The sequence below is a fragment of the Wolbachia endosymbiont of Oryzaephilus surinamensis genome (genome assembly GCF_025617515.1).
Lineage (GTDB): Bacteria > Pseudomonadota > Alphaproteobacteria > Rickettsiales > Anaplasmataceae > Wolbachia.
The window spans coordinates 767564-786477 of the sequence record NZ_CP092526.1 but is presented as its reverse complement, the minus strand read 5'-3'; the positions used below and the strand labels follow the sequence as shown (position 1 = coordinate 786477).

General features: G+C 33.8%; 14 protein-coding genes and 1 tRNA gene. 10 read left to right on the top strand and 5 right to left on the bottom strand.

All coding sequences use genetic code 11. The features are described from left to right. Window positions 1-11 precede the first annotated feature (11 nt). Window positions 12-2024 carry an AAA family ATPase gene (locus MJ631_RS03425; RefSeq protein WP_262986662.1) on the top strand — a complete coding sequence of 671 codons (2013 nt, stop codon included), beginning with the start codon at window positions 12-14 and terminating at the stop codon, window positions 2022-2024. Between the two features lie 12 nt (window positions 2025-2036). On the opposite strand, the gene MJ631_RS03420 is transcribed toward MJ631_RS03425, so the two are convergent. Further along, window positions 2037-3146 (bottom strand): hypothetical protein, encoded by a 1110-nt coding sequence (locus tag MJ631_RS03420; protein ID WP_262986661.1) that lies wholly within the window; start codon window positions 3144-3146, stop codon window positions 2037-2039. Then, window positions 3112-4308: a hypothetical protein gene (locus MJ631_RS03415; protein ID WP_262986660.1), complete on the bottom strand. Its 1197-nt coding sequence runs from the start codon at window positions 4306-4308 to the stop codon at window positions 3112-3114. Before MJ631_RS03415 ends, MJ631_RS03420 begins: the two co-directional genes overlap by 35 nt. Window positions 4309-4649: 341 nt before the next feature. On the opposite strand from MJ631_RS03415, the gene MJ631_RS03410 reads away from it, so the two are divergent. The 5 genes from MJ631_RS03410 (at window position 4650) to MJ631_RS03390 (ending at window position 9352) form a co-directional block, all read left to right on the top strand. Next, window positions 4650-6305, top strand: coding sequence for a recombinase family protein (locus MJ631_RS03410; protein ID WP_262986659.1), 1656 nt, complete (start codon window positions 4650-4652; stop codon window positions 6303-6305). A 79-nt stretch (window positions 6306-6384) separates the two neighbouring features. Further along, the gene (locus tag MJ631_RS03405; protein ID WP_214303401.1) at window positions 6385-6972 is read left to right on the top strand and encodes an L-threonylcarbamoyladenylate synthase; all 588 of its coding nucleotides are present in this window, start codon (window positions 6385-6387) and stop codon (window positions 6970-6972) included. Between the two features lie 17 nt (window positions 6973-6989). After that, window positions 6990-7841: a DNA polymerase III subunit delta' gene (locus MJ631_RS03400; protein ID WP_214303400.1), complete on the top strand. Its 852-nt coding sequence runs from the start codon at window positions 6990-6992 to the stop codon at window positions 7839-7841. Between the two features lie 36 nt (window positions 7842-7877). After that, a complete protein-coding gene (locus tag MJ631_RS03395) occupies window positions 7878-8672 on the top strand; it encodes a hypothetical protein (protein ID WP_214303399.1) in 795 nt (264 codons plus the stop codon). 29 nt (window positions 8673-8701) lie between these two features. Further along, window positions 8702-9352 carry a VirB8/TrbF family protein gene (locus tag MJ631_RS03390; protein WP_007302720.1) on the top strand — a complete coding sequence of 217 codons (651 nt, stop codon included), beginning with the start codon at window positions 8702-8704 and terminating at the stop codon, window positions 9350-9352. Window positions 9353-9366: 14 nt separating this feature from the next. Here MJ631_RS03390 and MJ631_RS03385 read toward each other — a convergent pair whose 3' ends face one another. Continuing rightward, window positions 9367-10854 carry a proton-conducting transporter transmembrane domain-containing protein gene (locus MJ631_RS03385; RefSeq protein WP_007302721.1) on the bottom strand — a complete coding sequence of 496 codons (1488 nt, stop codon included), beginning with the start codon at window positions 10852-10854 and terminating at the stop codon, window positions 9367-9369. A 347-nt stretch (window positions 10855-11201) separates the two neighbouring features. Next, window positions 11202-12644 (bottom strand): replicative DNA helicase, encoded by a 1443-nt coding sequence (locus tag MJ631_RS03380; RefSeq protein ID WP_214303398.1) that lies wholly within the window; start codon window positions 12642-12644, stop codon window positions 11202-11204. A 102-nt stretch (window positions 12645-12746) separates the two neighbouring features. Between MJ631_RS03380 and MJ631_RS03375 the strand changes: the two genes are divergently transcribed. The 3 genes from MJ631_RS03375 (at window position 12747) to MJ631_RS03365 (ending at window position 16047) form a co-directional block, all read left to right on the top strand. Next, window positions 12747-12829: transfer RNA gene (locus tag MJ631_RS03375), tRNA-Leu, on the top strand. A 22-nt stretch (window positions 12830-12851) separates the two neighbouring features. After that, a complete protein-coding gene (locus tag MJ631_RS03370) occupies window positions 12852-13454 on the top strand; it encodes an RDD family protein (RefSeq protein WP_007302723.1) in 603 nt (200 codons plus the stop codon). Between the two features lie 91 nt (window positions 13455-13545). Further along, window positions 13546-16047, top strand: a complete 2502-nt coding sequence (locus MJ631_RS03365; protein ID WP_214303397.1) for a lipase family protein — start codon at window positions 13546-13548, stop codon at window positions 16045-16047. 215 nt (window positions 16048-16262) lie between these two features. Here MJ631_RS03365 and MJ631_RS03360 read toward each other — a convergent pair whose 3' ends face one another. Next, entirely contained in the window at window positions 16263-17210 is a 948-nt protein-coding gene (locus MJ631_RS03360; RefSeq protein ID WP_262986230.1) for an IS110 family RNA-guided transposase, read from the bottom strand. A gap of 316 nt (window positions 17211-17526) precedes the next feature. On the opposite strand from MJ631_RS03360, the gene MJ631_RS03355 reads away from it, so the two are divergent. After that, window positions 17527-18846 (top strand): dihydroorotase, encoded by a 1320-nt coding sequence (locus MJ631_RS03355; protein ID WP_214303396.1) that lies wholly within the window; start codon window positions 17527-17529, stop codon window positions 18844-18846. Window positions 18847-18914 lie beyond the last annotated feature (68 nt).

Here is an 18914-nt window from a genome sequence, read left to right as displayed (position 1 = left end):
TCTGCAAAAACGTGAAAACCCAGCTTGTGCAAAACATCAGATCTTGTCTTTTTCACTTACTACCAAGAGGAACATTTCGTGGTGATAAGTTTTATGTAGGTGATGTACAGGGTAACAAAGGCAAAAGCACTGTAATAGAGTTAACAGGTGAAAGAGCTGGATTATGGAAAGATTTTGCAACAGGAGAAGGTGGTGACATTATTGACCTTTGGGCAACAGTACACGGGAAGAATGCAAAAACAGAGTTTCCTGAAGTAATGCTCTCAATAAGTGAATGGCTTGGCATCAAAGAAAAAAATAATATTAGAGATCTAGAACAATACCTGACTTGTAGTTGGAACTACTACGATGAAAATAACCAAGTAATCGTAATAGTCTACCGTTATGATCCTCCTTTAGAGAAAAAACAGTTTAAACCATTTGATGTTAAAAAACAAAGATTCAAAGAGCCAGAGATAAGACCTCTCTATAATATTCCAGGTATTTTAAAGTCCGATAAGGTTATTCTGGTTGAAGGAGAAAAATGCGCAGAAGCACTTATAGAGAAAGGAATAACTGCAACAACAGCAATGTTTGGAGCAAATGCTACCCTTGATAAAACAGATTGGACTCCGCTAAAAGGTAAACATATTATCATTTGGCCGGACAATGATGAAGCAGGTAATAAATATGCTAAAAACGCTGAAAAGAAGCTTTTAGAACTTGGTGTTGCATCACTTGCTACGCTTAAGATTCCACCGAATAAACCAAGGAGTTGGGATGCTGCTGATTGTCTGTTAGAGGGAATAAATGTTTCGGAATTTATTGAAAAAAACTCAAGAAAAATAATTATTAAACCACCACTTGATATTTTCAGCTGGAGTGTAGAGCGTTTTGTATGTCCAGTACCAAAGCAAAGATTCTTGGTTGAAGGATTATTTCCTTTGGGTGTCACATCTATTTTAGCTGCAATGGGTGATACTGGTAAAGGTATGCTTCTTCTTGACCTAGCCCTCAAGGTTGCAGCTAGCATAGATCAGGTATGCGGATTTGGCCAACTTGTTACTGAACACGGATCTGTTGTGGTATTTTCTGCAGAAGATGATACAAATGAAATACATCGTCGCTTAGAACGACTTGATCCAAAATGCGAGAGATTAAAATATAAAGATAGGCTATTTATTGTACCATTGCCAAATATAGGAGGATCATTTACCATACTTAAGAATGTTCGCGGTAAAGTTGTAGAAATATCTCCAGAATTTGAGTTGGTAATGAAGCAGCTGAGCAGAATAAAGGATTTAAAGCTCATTATATTTGATCCCCTTGCTTCTTTCATTCATGCAGATTTAAATGCTGACCCAGCAGTAGGGGATTATCTCATGTGTTTATTATCTGATTTAGCATGTAGCACTGGAGCTTCAATAATTACTGCACATCATATGAGAAAGCTGAAGGGAGAAAAGCCTATATCAACAGTAGAGCAAGCACGAGATGCTATTCGAGGTACTTCTGCTCTCGTAAATGGAGTCAGGTGTTCTTTTGCTTTTTGGCCTGTTGAAGATATGACTAAACCAATGATTTTTAGGTCAATTGGAAAAATCCCAAGACAAAATGCACTATTTTATGGAGCTGTTGTTAAGGCAAATGGCCTGGCTGATCGTACCATACGCACTTACCTAAGAAATGAAGAAACAGGGCTATTGGAAGACATTACTGAACAATTAAAAGCTCAAAATATTAGCGATAAAGATCTTAAAATATATCTTATTGATTCAATTGCGCGAGCTGCTATTTCAGGACATCCATTTACTCACACAGGAAGTGCGGGAATACATAAACAACGACATAGACTGCCTGAAGTTTTTCATAGTATGGGAAGAGATAGATTAGAGCGTATAGTGCAAGAGCTTTTACAGGCAAAGCAAATAGTTAAAGGAATGGCTAATGGTTCAAAAGAGGATAAATGGCTTGATGTAAAAACAGGACCATTTGCACGTGGAGTGGGAAAATTTATTCATGGAGCTGAAAAAAACTATTTTTGATAACAAAAAACTCTATTTTTTTATAGTCAAAGTAAAAGGGTTAATACGATAACCATATGATGATCTTTGCCAACCAAGGGTTTGTATTACATCATCACGTTCAATACTTAATCCTAATTTCTCAGCAAGTGTAGCTTTGATTGTTCTTTGCATTTTATTTAATGGTTTTCTGATTTGATGTTCTAAATCTGCTTCTAAACTAAGTCCCAAGAGTTTTTCTAACTGATTAATATTGAGAAGTGTATGTTTTTCAGGTGGTAATTCTTTCTCACAGTCATGTAAAAATTGCTTGAACAATATTCGAAAAATATTAAGGCATGATGCAGCTTTTTTATTTATAACTTCAATACTATTAACATATACCATACCTTTAACTACTTGTAATTCCAAAAGCTTTGTTGGTATAATTGGTTCAACACGTTTAAGCGAAATATATGAAGCTGGTAAAACTTGCAAAGAAGTATTTTCTACTACCTCTGGTACTCCTTTTTTAGCTGCCTCTTGGAATATCTCAGTTACAGTCTTAAGCTGACAAAACAGTTTCACCATTGGCACTACATATAGATTCAGTAATAGATTTGGTATATCTTTTTTTAGAGTGATGAGAACTGTAGGGTGGACTCTAAGTTTATCTATAGTTAAAAATATCGCATCAGTACACAAATCAAGGATTATTAGATTTACAATGCGACCTTGATTACAAATATAATAAACTCCTTTTTCCACTTTTTCCCACATAAGTTTTGAATCATTCAACTTTGTTTCAAACCAGTCTATGACCTTTTCTGTATTTAAGTATATGGATAAGAGATGAAATCTCTGTTTTTGATAAGTATTAGGCAGAATATGACGAGAACAGTTTTCACAAATAGCGTCATCACATGCTTCATCAAAGTCTGAATCGATAAAAATCTCATTGCTACAACTTGAATCAATTACATTTGGCCAATCAAGATGATCTTCTTCACGAGAGCAAACAATATAATACCTTTCTTGCATTTTTATCAATCCAAGATCGAATAAGTATCTTGCTGCTTTAATATGATTTTGGCTTGGATTAATCCAGGAACTATTTGAACTTAAAAGATCAGCAATTTGCTCGTGAAAGAATTTTAAGACCATAAGATTGTTCCATATGTTTCTTCAGGTCCTCTCTTTCTTTTTTATTGAGTGGATGCTCTGAATAATAAACTTCCCCACTTATTTTGAAAGAAAATGTTACCTTTTTGTTTTGGAACATTACTTTAGCTGATTGAATAGATTGTAGTATGTTGCCAATAGCTGGCTTTAAAATATGTAACTCTGGTGCAATAGGATCATACGGTTTTACACTTAAAGTAAGATATGTATTACTATTTTTAAAATAATCTGACTTAAAATTTAACTCAAATATACAAATGTCAGGGTCAGAACCATCTATACATGCTTGAAGAAATTTGTGCACTTGTAATGGAAAGTTCTTATCTTGTATATTTACAAAAGTACATTCGCAGTCAAAATACCCACTTACAATGCTATTTGCTATTTCCACAGCCTTGTTAGTATTTTTAGCACAGAGATTAACCTGAGTGCCATCAAGAGAGAAATCTAAAATCATCCACTCAGGTTTATGACCATGAACAACTTTGTTTGAATTAAGCAGTAAATCCATGTCACTTCCTCGACGTACAAACATATATATTCGATCTTGATGATGGAAAAAACCCTGCAACTGGTCATCATCCTTAAGTATCTGCTCTACGGCTTCTCGTGACATAAATTCCTTAAATGAAGTATTGATTTGTCTTGGTGATTTCTGTAAAGCAAATGATACGAAACCTTTCTTTTGCACTTTATCAAAGTGATAAACAGATTTTAGAAGTTCGCAATTTATGTGAAATAGTAAAAACAATAAGGATCTTTTATCATACTTGGTATTGTTTTTTACCAGGTACGATCTCATTAACTTCTCAGTCAGAGCAAATCTTGCCACTTCACTGACCGTAGCCTCAAGTTTCGTACGATCAAAGTAGCTAATGAGATAATAGTCAAAAAGAGAGTCAGAGTAACTGGTAAGTATCTTACGTTTTTGTTGAGTGGATCTATCGTCATAATCTCCGTCCTGAAAAAGTTGTCCATTTAAATGATTTTTAAAGCAATGCTGAAAAATGATGCTAAGTTGTTTACCAGAAAGGGAATCTAACCAAGATTGACGTACATTAGAATCCTGAAAACGTTCTAGTAAAAGGTTAACAGGAACTTCTAAATCACTCTCCCAGAATTCATTATTTGGATAAACATTCATGATACTTTAAATAAGCCATATCATACATAATATGATAATTCAAGTAAAGATTTTTTGGACATAATTTTTTCAAATCTTGTATATTTATTAGGGAGAATTTCTTGTTTGTGCGAACTAGACAGCTTTTTTAAATAAGGTGTTTAGTTTAAAATGGTAAACGTTTTCTTTTAGCTATGGCAATAGAAGTCTCCTAACCTATAAGAAAATTCACAGGAAGAAAAACATGCAAAAAGGGGATTTAACTATTTATTGCCGTTATGAGCCCAGTCGGTTGGCAGGTACATATTTGGCAGATGCTTATGAACAATTATTGAAATATAAAATAAAGGAGGTAGAAGAAAATGACAACCGTAAGCTTGTATGCAAGGGTTTCATCAAGACAACAGGCACAGGAGAATACGATAGAGAGTCAGATTGTAGAATTGGAGCGTCGCATTAGTAGCGATGGACATGAATTATTAGATGAGCATAGGTTTGTTGATAATGGTTACAGTGGATCAAACTTAGAACGTCCTGGCTTAGAGAGTTTACGTGATAGAGTAGCAGAAGGTAAGATTGATAAGATATATATTCATTCACCTGATCGGCTATCACGGAAATTTTCATATCAAATGATCTTACTCGAAGAGTTTAAAAAGGCTGGATCTGAAATAGTATTTTTGAATCATAAGTTTGATGATAATCCTGATTCCCATTTATTTCTACAGATTCAGGGAGCAATAGCAGAGTATGAACGTGCAAAGATTATGGAACGAAACCGTAGAGGTAAACTTCATGCGGCCAAAGCTGGGTGTATAAGTGTGATGGGTAGGGCGCCTTACGGTTATCGCTACATAGCAAAACACGTAGGTGAAGGAAGTGCTAAATTTGAGGTTGATGAAGAAGAGGCAAATATAGTGCGTAAAATATTTAGTTGGGTTGGCCAAGAAAGAGCAAGTATAGGAGAAGTTGTACATGAACTGAATAAGATACCGGTAATAACACGAACAGGAAAAAGGTATTGGAAAAGGAGCACTATTTGGAACATGTTAAAAAATCCTGCTTATATAGGACAAGCAGCTTATGGTAAAACTAGGACATGCTCAAAACCACAAGTAAAAAAATCAAAAAAAGGAACTTGTGGTAAACTTAAAAGTGGTCGCTTTAATAGTGATAAAGAGAATTGGACTTATATTCCAGTACCAAAAATAATCAATGAGCATTTATTTGATTCAGTGCAGGCACAACTAACTGAAAATAGGCAAAGAGCAAGAGTACGACAAAGAAGAGAAACATATTTATTGCAAGGTTTAATGGTATGTCAACGTTGTCAATATACTTATTGTGGTACAAACCACGTTCATAAAAAGTCGACATATTATTACTATCGTTGCTCTGGTACAAACTCTAGCAAATTCAATGGCAATAAAATCTGCGATAATAAATCAATACGCACTGATATATTAGATGGAGTTATATGGGAAGAAGTCAAGAGTATCTTGAAAGAGCCAGATAGGATTGCAAATGAATATCAACGTAGATTATCAGAGAACAAAAAACCTTTACATAATCAAACACGTGAAAAGCAAGAAAGTAAGTTAAGATTAAGTATCAAAAAATTTATTGATAGCTATGCTAAAGGGTTTATAAGCCAAGAAGAATTTGAACCAAGAATCACAACAATGAAACAGCATTTGAAAGAAATTGAAGAAGAGAAAGAAAGAACGCTTGATCAAAAAAAACTACAACAAGAATTGAGCCTTGTTACAGATAGCTTGAAAAACTTTTCCTCAAGTGTTGAATCAAAGCTTGATCAAGTGGATTGGCAGACTAAGCAAAATATTATTAGAATGTTAATTCATCAAATTGAAATCAATCACAATCACTTGTATATAGTATTTCGCATAAAAAGTCTTGCAAATTTTGATCAAAATAGGCATAATAGAATTATGCAATGTTGTACTAGCAGTCAAAACGAGCAGTTGCTAATAAAATTTACTGTAAGTATACAACAGTAGCCATTTCGGTATCTTAATTGCTACCATATAGCGAGATAACTGTAAACCCAGAGCTATTGTAGACATAAGTTTTAGCTATATGGTATTTGAAGTAATAAATGCAATAAAAAATAATTTGTTAGCATGCTTTCCAACAGAGACAGTATATGCTCTTGCTTGTAATGCGCTAGGTAAAGAATCTATAGAAAAAATATACCGGATAAAGAAGCGTTCTCAAAACAAGCCACTCTCTGTATTTGTTAGTAATATTGATAGTTTGATAAATATAGCAAAGGTAAAGGAAGAGTATATCGATTTAATAAACTATTTTTCTCCTGGACCAATGACCTATATTTTACCACTTCAAGATAACAGTATATTACCAAATGAGTTCTTTAAAGATAGTATAGGCATAAGAATTCCTGATCATCCTATTGCGATTTCAATATTAAATGAACTGAAAACTCCAGTAGTTGCAACTAGTATTAACATTTCAGGAGAAAAAAGTATATGCAAAGCAAGAGATATACCTCAGTCTATTAAGCAACACTTATCTGCAGTAATTGAAGATGATGAATTAGTTTCTGGTATAGAATCTACTATTATTGACTTAACTGGAGACAAGATTAAGGTTTTAAGAAAAGGTAAAATTTCATTACAAACAATAAATAACGAATTTTCAAACTAAGATCTATAGGAGAAAGAATGAAAAAGGTGATAGGCCACAACCAAGCAAAAAAAAAGATAATGAACAACTTGTCTGTTCAATCTTGGCTGATCTGTGGTAAAAAAGGCATAGGAAAAGCAACACTTGCACAATCCTTTTCTAATTGGTTTCTTATCAAAAATTACGATGAAGTAGCATTAGACTTACACATTGTTGAAGGTGATACAATAGGAGTGGAAAAGGTGAGAGAAATGAAAAATTTTCTGTACCTAAGCCCCATTCAATCAGAATATAAGATAGCTATAATAGATAGCTTGGAGGCAATGACTAGCAATGCTAAAAATGCAATATTAAAGATATTAGAGGAGCCGCCACAAAATTCTAAAATACTTATAATTAGCCATAAACCATATGATATACAAACCACCATCCGGTGTAGGTGCTTTCAGCTGAATTTACTTCCGTTAACTTACGATGAAACAAAGCAGGTTGTTTCATCTCAGTGTAAATTCGACGATAAAATATTTAGTGAGATCATTACTTTGTTTCCTGGAACTCCGGGAGTAATAATAAATGCAATAAACAGTGGTGCTTATGAGTCACATAAGCATTTTTATACATTTTTCCGTAATCTAAATAATTCTGATATAGTTAATAAAATAATTAATAGTGAAATTGAGCTAGAACTAGCATCACATATCATTCAAACCTCCATTTTAGAAAGTATAAAGAAAGAAGTAAATAATGTTGAAATTTTGCTAAGTCAATGGAAAGAAATAGATGAACTTTTCGTTGCTGCAAAGCAATTTCGCTTAGATAAAAAGCATGTTTTAGCTAATGTAGTTAACATCATGACACAAAAATATAATACTTTTAACATAAATTCATGATAAAATCCTGATAATTTAATACTTAAAGTATATAGTTTGACTGATAATAAATTAACTTTATGGCAATCAATAGAAGTTTTAACAAAAACCATATTGAACATGCAGAAAGAATTGAGTTTACTCAAGAATACAGCTTTAGACCAAGACGTCACTTTAGAAAAAGGGAAGGAGCTGTCAAGTGGTATCTATGAAGCAAATTTTAAGCTCAATAAGGCAATCAATATAGCTACTTTGCCAAAAATTGGCCATCGCATGCTCAGTGGCGAGTTAGTCATACTTAATCATATTACGAAAGAAGAAGTAAAGATTCCTAGAGATTTTCATTATCTTAAAGTTATTAAACTCAATCATGATGACTATAAACTAACGTTTTGTAATTTTTTAGGTAATGAGTTTTTTGAATATAAAAAGTATGATCCACAATATTCTGATCTTTCAGATGAATATAAATTCGTGGATTTTGGTAGTGTAAAAAAGACTAATAATCTAAAATTTAAGGAGTATGTTGGTCATGCACCTAAATTTTTTGCTGTAGAAGGTCTTATTGAGCCTGGATCTGAAAACCATGTAATTGATCTATTTGAGCTAGTCAGAGACGGTAAAGGCAGAAAAGTGGGAACCCTTGCTGATGAATTTGGTTATTTTGATGATCAAAATAAATTACACTACTATAATTATCACAAAAGTGCAGAAAGTAATACTTATGATCCTGAAAGCTTCAGTGTAAAAATGATAAATTTAGATGTGAAGAAAATTGATAAATTTCATCTTATTGCAGAACAAGGTGATATAATCATTCATACTATTTTGGAAAATTTAGACATATTTTAAAGTTTTTTTAGAGTTATTATAATTAGGTTATGGAAGTTGAATCAGTAAAAAACAAAAGTTATTTCAGGAAAGCAGTAGAATGGTATTGCCACAGATACCTGTTCTGCGTTGTAGAAAGATCTTGGATGGCGTTAATAACGTTACTTCTCTTAGTATGTTTATTTTTATCATTACTAAACATATACCTATTACTTCCTGTTAAAAAAGATTTAAATTTTGTGAAGTACACGAACCACACAGAAGATGAGTTTTCTACAATACATAAACTTAGTTTTAGTAAAAAAGAAGATGAATACACTTCCATAGCAAGGTACTTGGTAAGTCAATACGTCGAAGCATACGAGTCCTCTCAGATCGTTGAATCAAAGTATCAAGAAAATTTTATAAAAAACAATTCTATATATAAAATCTATCAAGACTTTCAGGAAAAAGTAAACAATGAAGCTGTTTCATCCACAAAAAAAATTACCAACATAAACGTAACAACACTATCTATTGACCGATCGATCAAGGACTTAGTTAAATTTGCTGGAAATGCCACTGTACTTTTTGCAGCTGAGCAAAATAAGAAAATGAAAGACTATGCTGTGGAGGTTAGCTTTACTTTATCAAACATGAAAGCAACTCTAACTGGTATAATACCATTTAAATTTATTGTTAACGGCTATAAATACAGCTGATTACATTTAAAAAATTACTTGGTAGCTAAAAAAATAACTAAAGTGCATACAGCAGTAACAACTGGAGGTAAAATTAGAAGCATTGGTGTCTTTTTAATAAAATAATTTCTAGAAGGTTTTAAGAAAAAGGCATTGTAAATTATCGGTAAGAAGTATAGAGCGTTGAGTATAGTACTGACAATTAACACCAGAGCTACAAATACAGAAAGTGTTACATTACTAGAGTTAAAAACAGCTTGAAAAATGAAAAATTTGCTCCAAAAAGTCGGAGCAGGTGGTACCCCTATCATGGACAATGCACCTATAGTAAATGCTATCATACTAATTGGCATACTACGTCCTATACCGTGAATTCTATCTATGTATTTCTCACCTGTTTTCGTTATTATTGCTCCAGCAGTGAAAAATAAAGTGATTTTTGCAAATGCGTGGCAAACTAATTGAAAAATTGCAATCCTCATGCTAAATTCACTAAAAATTGAAGCGAACAATATAATATATGACAACTGAGAGATAGTAGAATAAGCAAGCAATTTCTTTAATTCCTTTTGCTTTAATGCAATTAACGATGCAGTAATAATAGTAAATCCAGCAGCGTACGGAAGCCATCCTCCAGCAAACCAACTTTGCTGTGCAAAACGTTGCATATTATCGATGCCAAAAGTGTATAATATAACTTTGATGATGATGAACACTCCTGATTTCACAACAGCAACAGCATGTAGTAGTGCGCTTACAGGAGTTGGTGCAACCATTGCTTTTGGCAACCAAAAATGCATTGGCATTAATGCAGCTTTTCCTATTCCATAAATCAGCATAGCAAAACACACTGCAATAAAAGTTATGAACGAAGTATCAAACTTGAATATTCCACCTCTTACAAAGTCTAAAGTATGGAATTCATTATATAAGAGACCTATTGCAGGAAAAAATAACACTAAAGAAGAGAAAAATAGTAAACCAAAGTAATAGCGTCCTGCAATTACTGATTCATTTGTTGAGTTGTGAGTAATCAGAGGGTATGTACTAATAGTTAGAAGCTCGTAAAAGACAAATGTAGTGAGCAAATCTCCAGAAAAAGCAATAAACATTGCACAGCTAATCGCTATTGAAAAAAAGCATAGAAAACTCGAGTAGTTACTATCAGCATAGTTATTTCGCATATAACATATTGCATATATACTGGTTAGTACCCACAAAAATGATATTAATAAACTGAATATTGCTCCACTAGACTCTAACTTTAAACTAATATGCAAATTATTACCAAAGTCCATGAGAATAAATTGAGAATGATCACCATACACCAAATATAAAGTGCATAGAGATGTATACGCAAATAGAAGCATAGAAGAAACAACAGTAATGCTATTGTTCACTCTGGGCCATTTACTAGTAAAAGAAATAGCTAATGCACTTAAAAGTGGGATCAACGCAGTAATTAACAAATAATTCTCAGTAATAAAAAGTGGCAAGGAAAGAGATATTAAAACAAAATCCATTAAGTAATTCATCTTTCTGTTTAGGTAAAGCTAAAATTATATTCAAGTTATAGAGAATTTGCTATTTTTTAGTTGTATATCGGAAGTGTTAAATAAACCATACGCATCAAGTTAAGAAAAAGTGGCGTAAGGAAGAAAGGAAATAAGAAAAAACTATTTTATATATTAAGTAATAAGGTTAGTAATTTATAGATCTTTCTAAAAAATCATCTTATCCTAGATAAGAATTTCCTAAAAAAATAAATGTAACAAATAAAATGCCAATCTTAAATATTGCTATGTTTCACGATAGCTTCTTAATTTGGCACGTATGGTTTGTTAAACACTTCCAGAATTACTCAAAACCGCTACAGACTATATCTTTCTGTATAATCTTTAAATGCACCTCTATTGGAGTCAAAATGTAGCTTCACACTGCCAATTGGCCCGTTTCTTTGTTTTGCAATGATCAGCTCTGCAATATTTCTAATTTTCTCCATTTTCTCTTGCCACTCTCGATGTTTATTACTTCCTTCATTTGGTTGCTTTCTTAATTCATAATATTCTTCTCTATAGAGGAACATTACTATATCCGCATCCTGTTCTATGCTTCCTGAATCACGTAAATCAGAAAGTTGTGGTTTTTTATCATCCCTTTGCTCAACAGAACGAGAGAGCTGTGATAGTGCAACAATGGGAATATTTAGTTCCTTTGCAATTGCTTTTAAACCCTGCGTCACTTCTGAGATTTCTTGCACTCTATTTTCACTACTCCTTTTTGTTGTTCCTCGAATTAATTGCAGATAATCTATAAATACCACCTCTACATTGTATAGTTGATATAGCAGTCGTATTCTGGTACGAAGGGCACTAATTGATAGAGCAGGAGTATCGTCTATTATGAAAGGTAATTCTGATAGATCTGTACTAGCATTAATGAATTCATGTAATTCAAAATCACTAATTCTCCCAGTCAGTGCCTTATAATAACCAATGCCTGAATCTATAGTAATCAATCTTGCGGTTAATTGCTCTGCTGACATTTCAAGTGAGAAAAAAGCTACGTAGTGTTGTTTATCTGTTCTTTTTTGCAAAATCTTACAAGCGTTAAGTGCGATGTTCAGTGCCAATGCTGTCTTTCCCATTGAGGGCCTTGCAGCTATAATTAACAGATCAGATTTCTGCAAACCACCAAGAAGCTGGTTTAGATCTTGAAGTCCGGTTGTAATACCTAGAGCCTCTGGGTTATTCTTCAGCTTGCTGATCTTCTCAACCACATCTTTAATTGAACTTGCAAGCTTTATATATGTCTTATCACCTTGCTTTTTTACTGCTAAGTTGAACAATTTTGTCATTGCCTGCTCAATTTGTAACTGTGCAGGATTTTCAATGTCGTAGTTGTAACTATCGTCAACTATCTCCTGCCCGAGCTTGATTAAGCATCTCCTTAAATAAGTATCACGGATTATTCTGGTCAAGCTATAGATATCAAGAGCAATACTTGCCTTCGCTGCAAGCTTTGCTAGGTACTCAACTCCACCACATTCGGCAAATGCTTTATCATTTTCAAAAAACATCTTAAGGCTTAGTTCATTGGCAACTATGCCGTGTTTTCTGGTTTTAGATATCTGGGTAAAAATGCTTTGATGTAGTGGATCGTAGAAATTGTCTGCTGCAATTATATCTTCAACTGCATCACAAATTCTATTATCACGAATCATTGCACCAATGAGCATTTGCTCTGCTTCTAAATTATGTGGCAATTTACATATTTCTTCTCTTGAATTAATAAGGTTAACTAATTCATTCATTTTAAGTTTTTAGAGTAATGATTGATTATTGTAGAATATTCAATCTCGACTTAAAAGAGAAAAAATTTGACTAATCCTGTGTTGCTTATAGCATTAAAATAGGCCCCTGTGGTGGAATGGTAGACACGGCAGACTCAAAATCTGTTGCTTGCAAGAGCATGCTGGTTCAAGTCCGGCCAGGGGCACTCAAACATTGGAAAGTGCTTTATGTTACACAAGTTTTTTAATCGTTCATTTGCCATTCTTTCTTCTATAAATGCTATTCAAAGGATAAAGAAAGATGAAAATGGAATATGTTACGTAACGGGACTTAGACGCTATTTGTCAGTGCTGCTTGATTTAATCATCATCGTTTTATTTTTACAGTTTTGCGGTCAGGCCTTAAATCAACTCTTTATGAGCTCGGAGAGCAGTAAAATATTAGGCCAAATTGCTGCAAAATATCAAATGCAGGTGCCACTATCTGCAGAGGAAACAGCAATGCAGAGTAAACTAATAAAGTTACTAGTTCTAAATCAGATAGTTCAATTTATTATGCTTTTTAGTTATGTAGCATATATGTGGATAAGATTTGGCGCTACACCTGGAAAATTCTTACTTGGACTTAGAGTTGTGAATGCACAAACTTTTGAAAAATTGACTCTGAAACAAGCAACAAAGAGGTTTTTTTCCTTCATATTGTCAACTGCACCATTATTCTTGGGTTTCATATGGGCAAGTTTCGATAAACGCTGCCAAACTTGGCACGATAAGATTGCAAATACAGCAGTTGTCACAAACAAAAGTCTTAAGTGTGATAAAATGAACTAAATTCGTTTAAAATAAGAAAATTTTAATAGTTTTATTGATAAATTTGATCAAATGCTTAATTAATGATATACTAAAATAGTAGGTAAAAAATATGCTAAGTATTACTCATGATCAAAGTATGGATTCTATTAGCGATAGTATTGTACATATTGATGATAATGAAATAAAAGAATGCGTAATTGAGGCACTAGAACCATTTAAGAACGAATTAGAAGCTCAAAGTTTTGACCTTAATGGGCTAGGAACTTCTGACCTAGTTAAAGCATGGAAGAAGATAGAAGATTTTAAAGGTGCTGAGTTAAAGGATGCTTCTGACCTTGCTGATCTGATAAAAGGGCAAATTGCAGAATTTGATGAAGAAAAATTATGGAAAATGTGTACCTTTAGCAAAATTTCCTATGGTGATGTGGATAGAAAATTAGAGAAAGGTAAATACAAAACTAAAAGGAAGTTTGAAGAAGAAGGTTATCAGATTATAAGATTTTACGATAATGAACTTATTGAAGATAAATATTGCTCAGATGTTGATTATAAATTAGAGCAACACGATGTTGGCTATGCTTTAACTGGTAAAAATTCATATAATCGAGATGCTGGTTATATTTTTATTAAAGATAACGAAGTAGATATAGCTTACCATGGCACTCGTGATTTAAATGATGTGAAGGAAGATCTGCGTGCTTCTTTAACTAAGTTGCCATTTTTGTCTGGAGATAATTATGTTCACTCTGGTTTTTACTCTCTATTCAAACGTTCTTGGCCCAGCGTACATAAAATATTACAAGGGCATGCTAATGATAAAGGATTAGCAATCAAAGATTTAAAAATCAATGTTACAGGCCATAGCATGGGAGGTGCTCTTGCTAGTATAACTGCTTTATGTCTTAATAAAACAGAAGGTGCTGAAGATGTTCATGTTGCAACTTTTGGCTCTCCAAGAGTGTTCTACAATGGTGCTGCTGAAGTTTACAATGAGTGTCTTGGACATAATACTATTAGAGTAGCTTGTCAATCAGATCCGGTACCATGTTTGCCACATGGTAATGCTGGTATGCACTATAAACATGTAGGTAAACCATTAAAATTAGAAACAGGTAAAACTCTGGAGTATTTAGAACTACACTATCATAAAATCGATACCTATTATAACCTTATTGAGAAAATAGAGCAGGAAAAATTTAAATCGGATAGCGAAGCATCTAAGTATCGTCATATTGCTTATATTTGTGGCCTATTTTACCATGCAGTTTTGTCATATGTTGATGTGGATGATAAGGAATTCTTTGAAGAAGTCAGAGAAGAAAATGAAGGCATTAAGCTTTCTGAGATACCAATTCAACGTGCTCCAAATTTAGAAGAGGAATTTAGACAAGGAAAACAAAAAGTAGCTCAGCTTACTAATGAAAAAATTCAACTAGAGGGAAGGTTAAATAGTATACAACAAAGTTTGGTTGGAAAAACTAAAGAGTTAGATGATGAAAAAGGAAAATTAACACAAGAACAACAGAAGACTAATCAACTCAATGATCAAGTAGATAAACTTACTGCAGAATTTAAAGGGACAAAAGATCAGCTTGCAGAAAACAAAGCAGAGTTGGATGAGCAAATTAGCAAAGTAACTAGGCTTAACGGTACTGTAGAAAAACTTGAAGAAACAAATGCTGGATTAGAAAGAAAGAATAGTAATCTGACTAATCAACTGAAGAAGCTTGAGAAAGCAAAAACTAAGCTAGAAGAAAAGGTAGAATGTGCAGAAAAAGAGCTAAAGGATGCTAGAGCTCAATTCAGAGAGAGTGAGGGAGGGCTAAGGGAAGTAAAAGCTCAACTTGAACAGGAAAATAGTAATTTGTCTAGTCAAGCAAGGGAGCTTGAAAGGAAATGTGAGCAAACAGAAGTTCAACTTGTAGCATCAAAGCAAAAATTAGCTGAAGAAACTAGTAAAGTCATGCAACTTAGCAAAGAATCTAATGAAGCAAGAGCTCAGCTTGAAAAGAAGAAAAAAGAGATTGGAAGGCTAAAAGATCAAGTAGATCAAATGACTATACAAAACAATCAATTGGAAGGGCGGCTGGATGATGCAAAGCAAGGTCTAATTGATAAAACTGATGAAGTAACCCGATTAACACAGGTTGCTGATACGCTAAATGGTCGGGTAGCTCAATTGACTACACAAAATGATCAGTTGGAAGGGCAGCTGAATGATGCAAGACAATCGTTCGCTGATCAAATAATGCAACGCGAAAATGAAAATAACGACTTAAAGACAAAGCTGCAAGAAATTGAAAACAAAAGTGAAGTACTAGAGAAGAGTCTACAGAAGCAATTTGAAAGCAAGAATGAAGAGCTAAGTGAAAAATTCTTGAAAGCAAGAACTTACAGTAAAAGGCAAGGTAATTATGCTTCTGTTTCTTTTGTATTATCTGGAGCACTTGCTGTTGGTACAAGTCTAACAATGGTTCATTTAGCAATGTGTGTTTCGCTTGCTGTAGCTGCATTAACTTTTCTTGCAGTAGGATGTTACTGTTCTTATAACGCAAATACCGCACTTAATAACGTTGAAATCGAAAATGGTAGTTATAGAATAGCTGCTTGAGTATTAATTTAAATCAACTATGTTTTTTTTTAATTTTTCATTTGTATAATTTTGCAACTTTACCCAACCATATAGATAATAAAAACCCGTTTGTCATAGAAACAGAATTCTATATCAAACAGCTACTGCAACAATTTTCGTTTAAGCTATGTGAACAAGCACTTTAAGTTTATGTGGATGCACAATATTCATTTCAATTACTGCTATGTAAATTTTTAAACATTCAAATTAATTGCCTCTTTAAGCCTTGCATTAGCAATTACTATAATTTTACGCATTAGAGCTGTTATAGCTACCATCTTCTTCTTACCACTTTCAACAAGCTTAGAATAAAAGGTGCCAAGTGCAGATTTGGACCTTGCAGCAGACATGGCAGATGTAAAGAGCTTTGAACGAACATTACTTCTACCTCCTATAATCCTTCGGTAACCAACAGTTTTACCACTTTCCCTAGGATGAGGTGCAACTCCGGCAAGACTTGCTACTTCTTTTCTACTTAAGTAACCAAGCTCTGGCATTAAACACAGAAAATCTTGTGATAACTTTTTACCTATTCCAGAAACTGTTTTAAGGATTTTTTGACGTTGTTGTAGTTCATGGCTTCCATCAATAATTTTTTGTATAGTATCATTGAGTTCGTTTATTTGACTATCGAAAAATTCAATGGTCTTCTGACAACTTTTCTTTATATGATCATTTTCAGGAGCTTCCAGTCTACACTTTTCCTGAGCTCTCATTTGCGTAATGTCATCACGACGTTGACAAAGTGCAACCAGGGTTAATTGTTCTTTTGATGTAGGTACAAATAGAGAGAGAGTTCTATGGCGTTCAAATCCATATTGAGCAAGAGCCCTCGCATCTGATTTATCAGACTTTGCTACAGTTCCGTGAGACAAGATAAAGCTTTTTACTTTACGAGTATTAGCTCGATGTACTGCAATATTCTTGTCAATAAGAAAATGTGACAAACCAAGCTCATATTTTCCTGTGTTTTCCAAAGTTACTAAAGAATTAGGTAGAATATCTGAAAACTTTTGAAATAATTGTTGCCAACCATCAGAATCATTGTCAAATTTGACAGCGTTCTTCTGTTTGTGAATTGCAACGACATTTTTAAATTTTCCGATGTCAATGCCAATAAAATTTTGATAAGATGTAACCATAATAAACCTCGATAGTTTTAGTTAATTTAAGATTGTAAACGGGTGCATATATATGTCCCAAGCAACTATTCAAACGTATCGAGAGATGGGCTAGTGTACCTTGATTTAAACGGTTGTAGTACCAATATTCTTCCGGTCGCACACGCCCATGATAGTCCTATTCCTATAGTGAGTAGGGCTATCTTTCCCTCTTATCCTCTTTTATATCACATTTTCAACTTACAATATTCTTTATTGCTAGTTTTATATCATCACTTTAATTTGGTTGTATTTTACTAAAAAAACTTTAGATTTATTTTATAATCGATACTCAAATATGATTTGGAATTTATTGCAGACAGGGCAAAAGGAAGGCTATAAAATTGCGTATACCAATGCTCGTATTATTGACCCGGAAACTAAACTTGATATAAAAGGTTCATTGTTAACTGAAGGGGATAAAATTGTTGATTTTGGCGAATCGTTATTTTCAACAAGTGGGGTTGATGAAACAATAGACTGTAAAGGGCTTGTTCTAATGCCAGGCCTTATTGATATTCACGTGCATTTTCGTGAACCAGGTCAAGAGCATAAAGAAAATATACATACGGGTAGTAAATCTGCAGCTGCAGGAGGCGTTACAACTGTAGTTTGTCAGCCAAACACTGTTCCAGCGATTGATAGTGTTGTCTTGGCTCAGTATTTGAAATATAGAGCATTTGAAACTTCGCATGTGAATGTGGAATTTTACGCTAAAATCACCACTTCGGAAGAAAAATTAACTGAAATGGCACTCTTAAAGGAAGCAGGTGCAGTTGGTTTCACCGATGATGGTATGCCAGTTATGAATCCAATGATTATGAGACAGGCACTGCTTTATTCAAGTATGCTTGGTGTTCCTATTGCTCAACACGCAGAGGATTTAAATCTATCTGCTGGTGGCGCAATCAATGCAGGTAAAATTTCTGAAGAATTGGGAATAAAGGGAATCTTGAGTGCGTCAGAGTCGGTTATGGTAACTCGTGATATACTGCTAATGAAGGACATAGAAAATGTACACTACCATATTTTACATGTCTCTTCAAAAGATTCACTTGATGCTATTAAACGTGCAAAAGATTTGGGATTAAATGTTACATGTGAAGTAACTCCTCATCACTTTACTTTAACTGAAGATATAGTAAAACAACACGGAGCAATCGCAAAAATGAACCCGCCGCTTCGCACTGAAGAGGATCGTTTAGCTATGATTGAAGGTTTAAAGACAGGTGTGATTGATTGCATTGCAACCGATCATGCTCCGCATGATCTTAGTTCTAAAGATTTGCCACTTGAAAATGCTGCATTTGGTATTGTTGGCCTTGAAACAATGCTGCCCATTTCACTTGAACTATATCACAGTGGACAAATGGGTCTACTTGATGTGCTTGCAAAATTGACATATAAGCCTGCAGATATCATACATGTGCCACGTGGCCGCATACAGAAAAACCTTGCAGCGGACTTAATTTTAGTTGATTTGGATCATGAATGGAAAATTAAAGTTGACAACTTTGCTAGTAAATCAAAAAATTCCCCTTTCGATGGACGCAAAGTGAAAGGGCGCGTAATACGTACCGTTGTGTCTGGCAAAACTGTATATTTACAGAAGGATTAGTTATCATACAGTTGCGTTCTCAATTTCAATCAATTGTAAATATTCAATATAAGTGGTAAAATATAGCC

What these genes read in the sequence shown, in the direction of transcription:
- MJ631_RS03355 (WP_214303396.1), top strand. Translation starts at nt 17,527, where the DNA reads ATGATTTGGAATTTATTGCAGACAGGGCAAAAGGAAGGCTATAAAATT.
- MJ631_RS03390 (WP_007302720.1), top strand. Translation starts at nt 8,702, where the DNA reads ATGGAAGTTGAATCAGTAAAAAACAAAAGTTATTTCAGGAAAGCAGTA.
- MJ631_RS03365 (WP_214303397.1), top strand. Translation starts at nt 13,546, where the DNA reads ATGCTAAGTATTACTCATGATCAAAGTATGGATTCTATTAGCGATAGT.
- MJ631_RS03385 (WP_007302721.1), bottom strand. Translation starts at nt 10,854, where the DNA reads ATGGATTTTGTTTTAATATCTCTTTCCTTGCCACTTTTTATTACTGAG.
- MJ631_RS03420 (WP_262986661.1), bottom strand. Translation starts at nt 3,146, where the DNA reads ATGGTCTTAAAATTCTTTCACGAGCAAATTGCTGATCTTTTAAGTTCA.
- MJ631_RS03380 (WP_214303398.1), bottom strand. Translation starts at nt 12,644, where the DNA reads ATGAATGAATTAGTTAACCTTATTAATTCAAGAGAAGAAATATGTAAA.
- MJ631_RS03410 (WP_262986659.1), top strand. Translation starts at nt 4,650, where the DNA reads ATGACAACCGTAAGCTTGTATGCAAGGGTTTCATCAAGACAACAGGCA.
- MJ631_RS03400 (WP_214303400.1), top strand. Translation starts at nt 6,990, where the DNA reads ATGAAAAAGGTGATAGGCCACAACCAAGCAAAAAAAAAGATAATGAAC.
- MJ631_RS03405 (WP_214303401.1), top strand. Translation starts at nt 6,385, where the DNA reads ATGGTATTTGAAGTAATAAATGCAATAAAAAATAATTTGTTAGCATGC.
- MJ631_RS03415 (WP_262986660.1), bottom strand. Translation starts at nt 4,308, where the DNA reads ATGAATGTTTATCCAAATAATGAATTCTGGGAGAGTGATTTAGAAGTT.
- MJ631_RS03360 (WP_262986230.1), bottom strand. Translation starts at nt 17,210, where the DNA reads ATGGTTACATCTTATCAAAATTTTATTGGCATTGACATCGGAAAATTT.
- MJ631_RS03370 (WP_007302723.1), top strand. Translation starts at nt 12,852, where the DNA reads ATGTTACACAAGTTTTTTAATCGTTCATTTGCCATTCTTTCTTCTATA.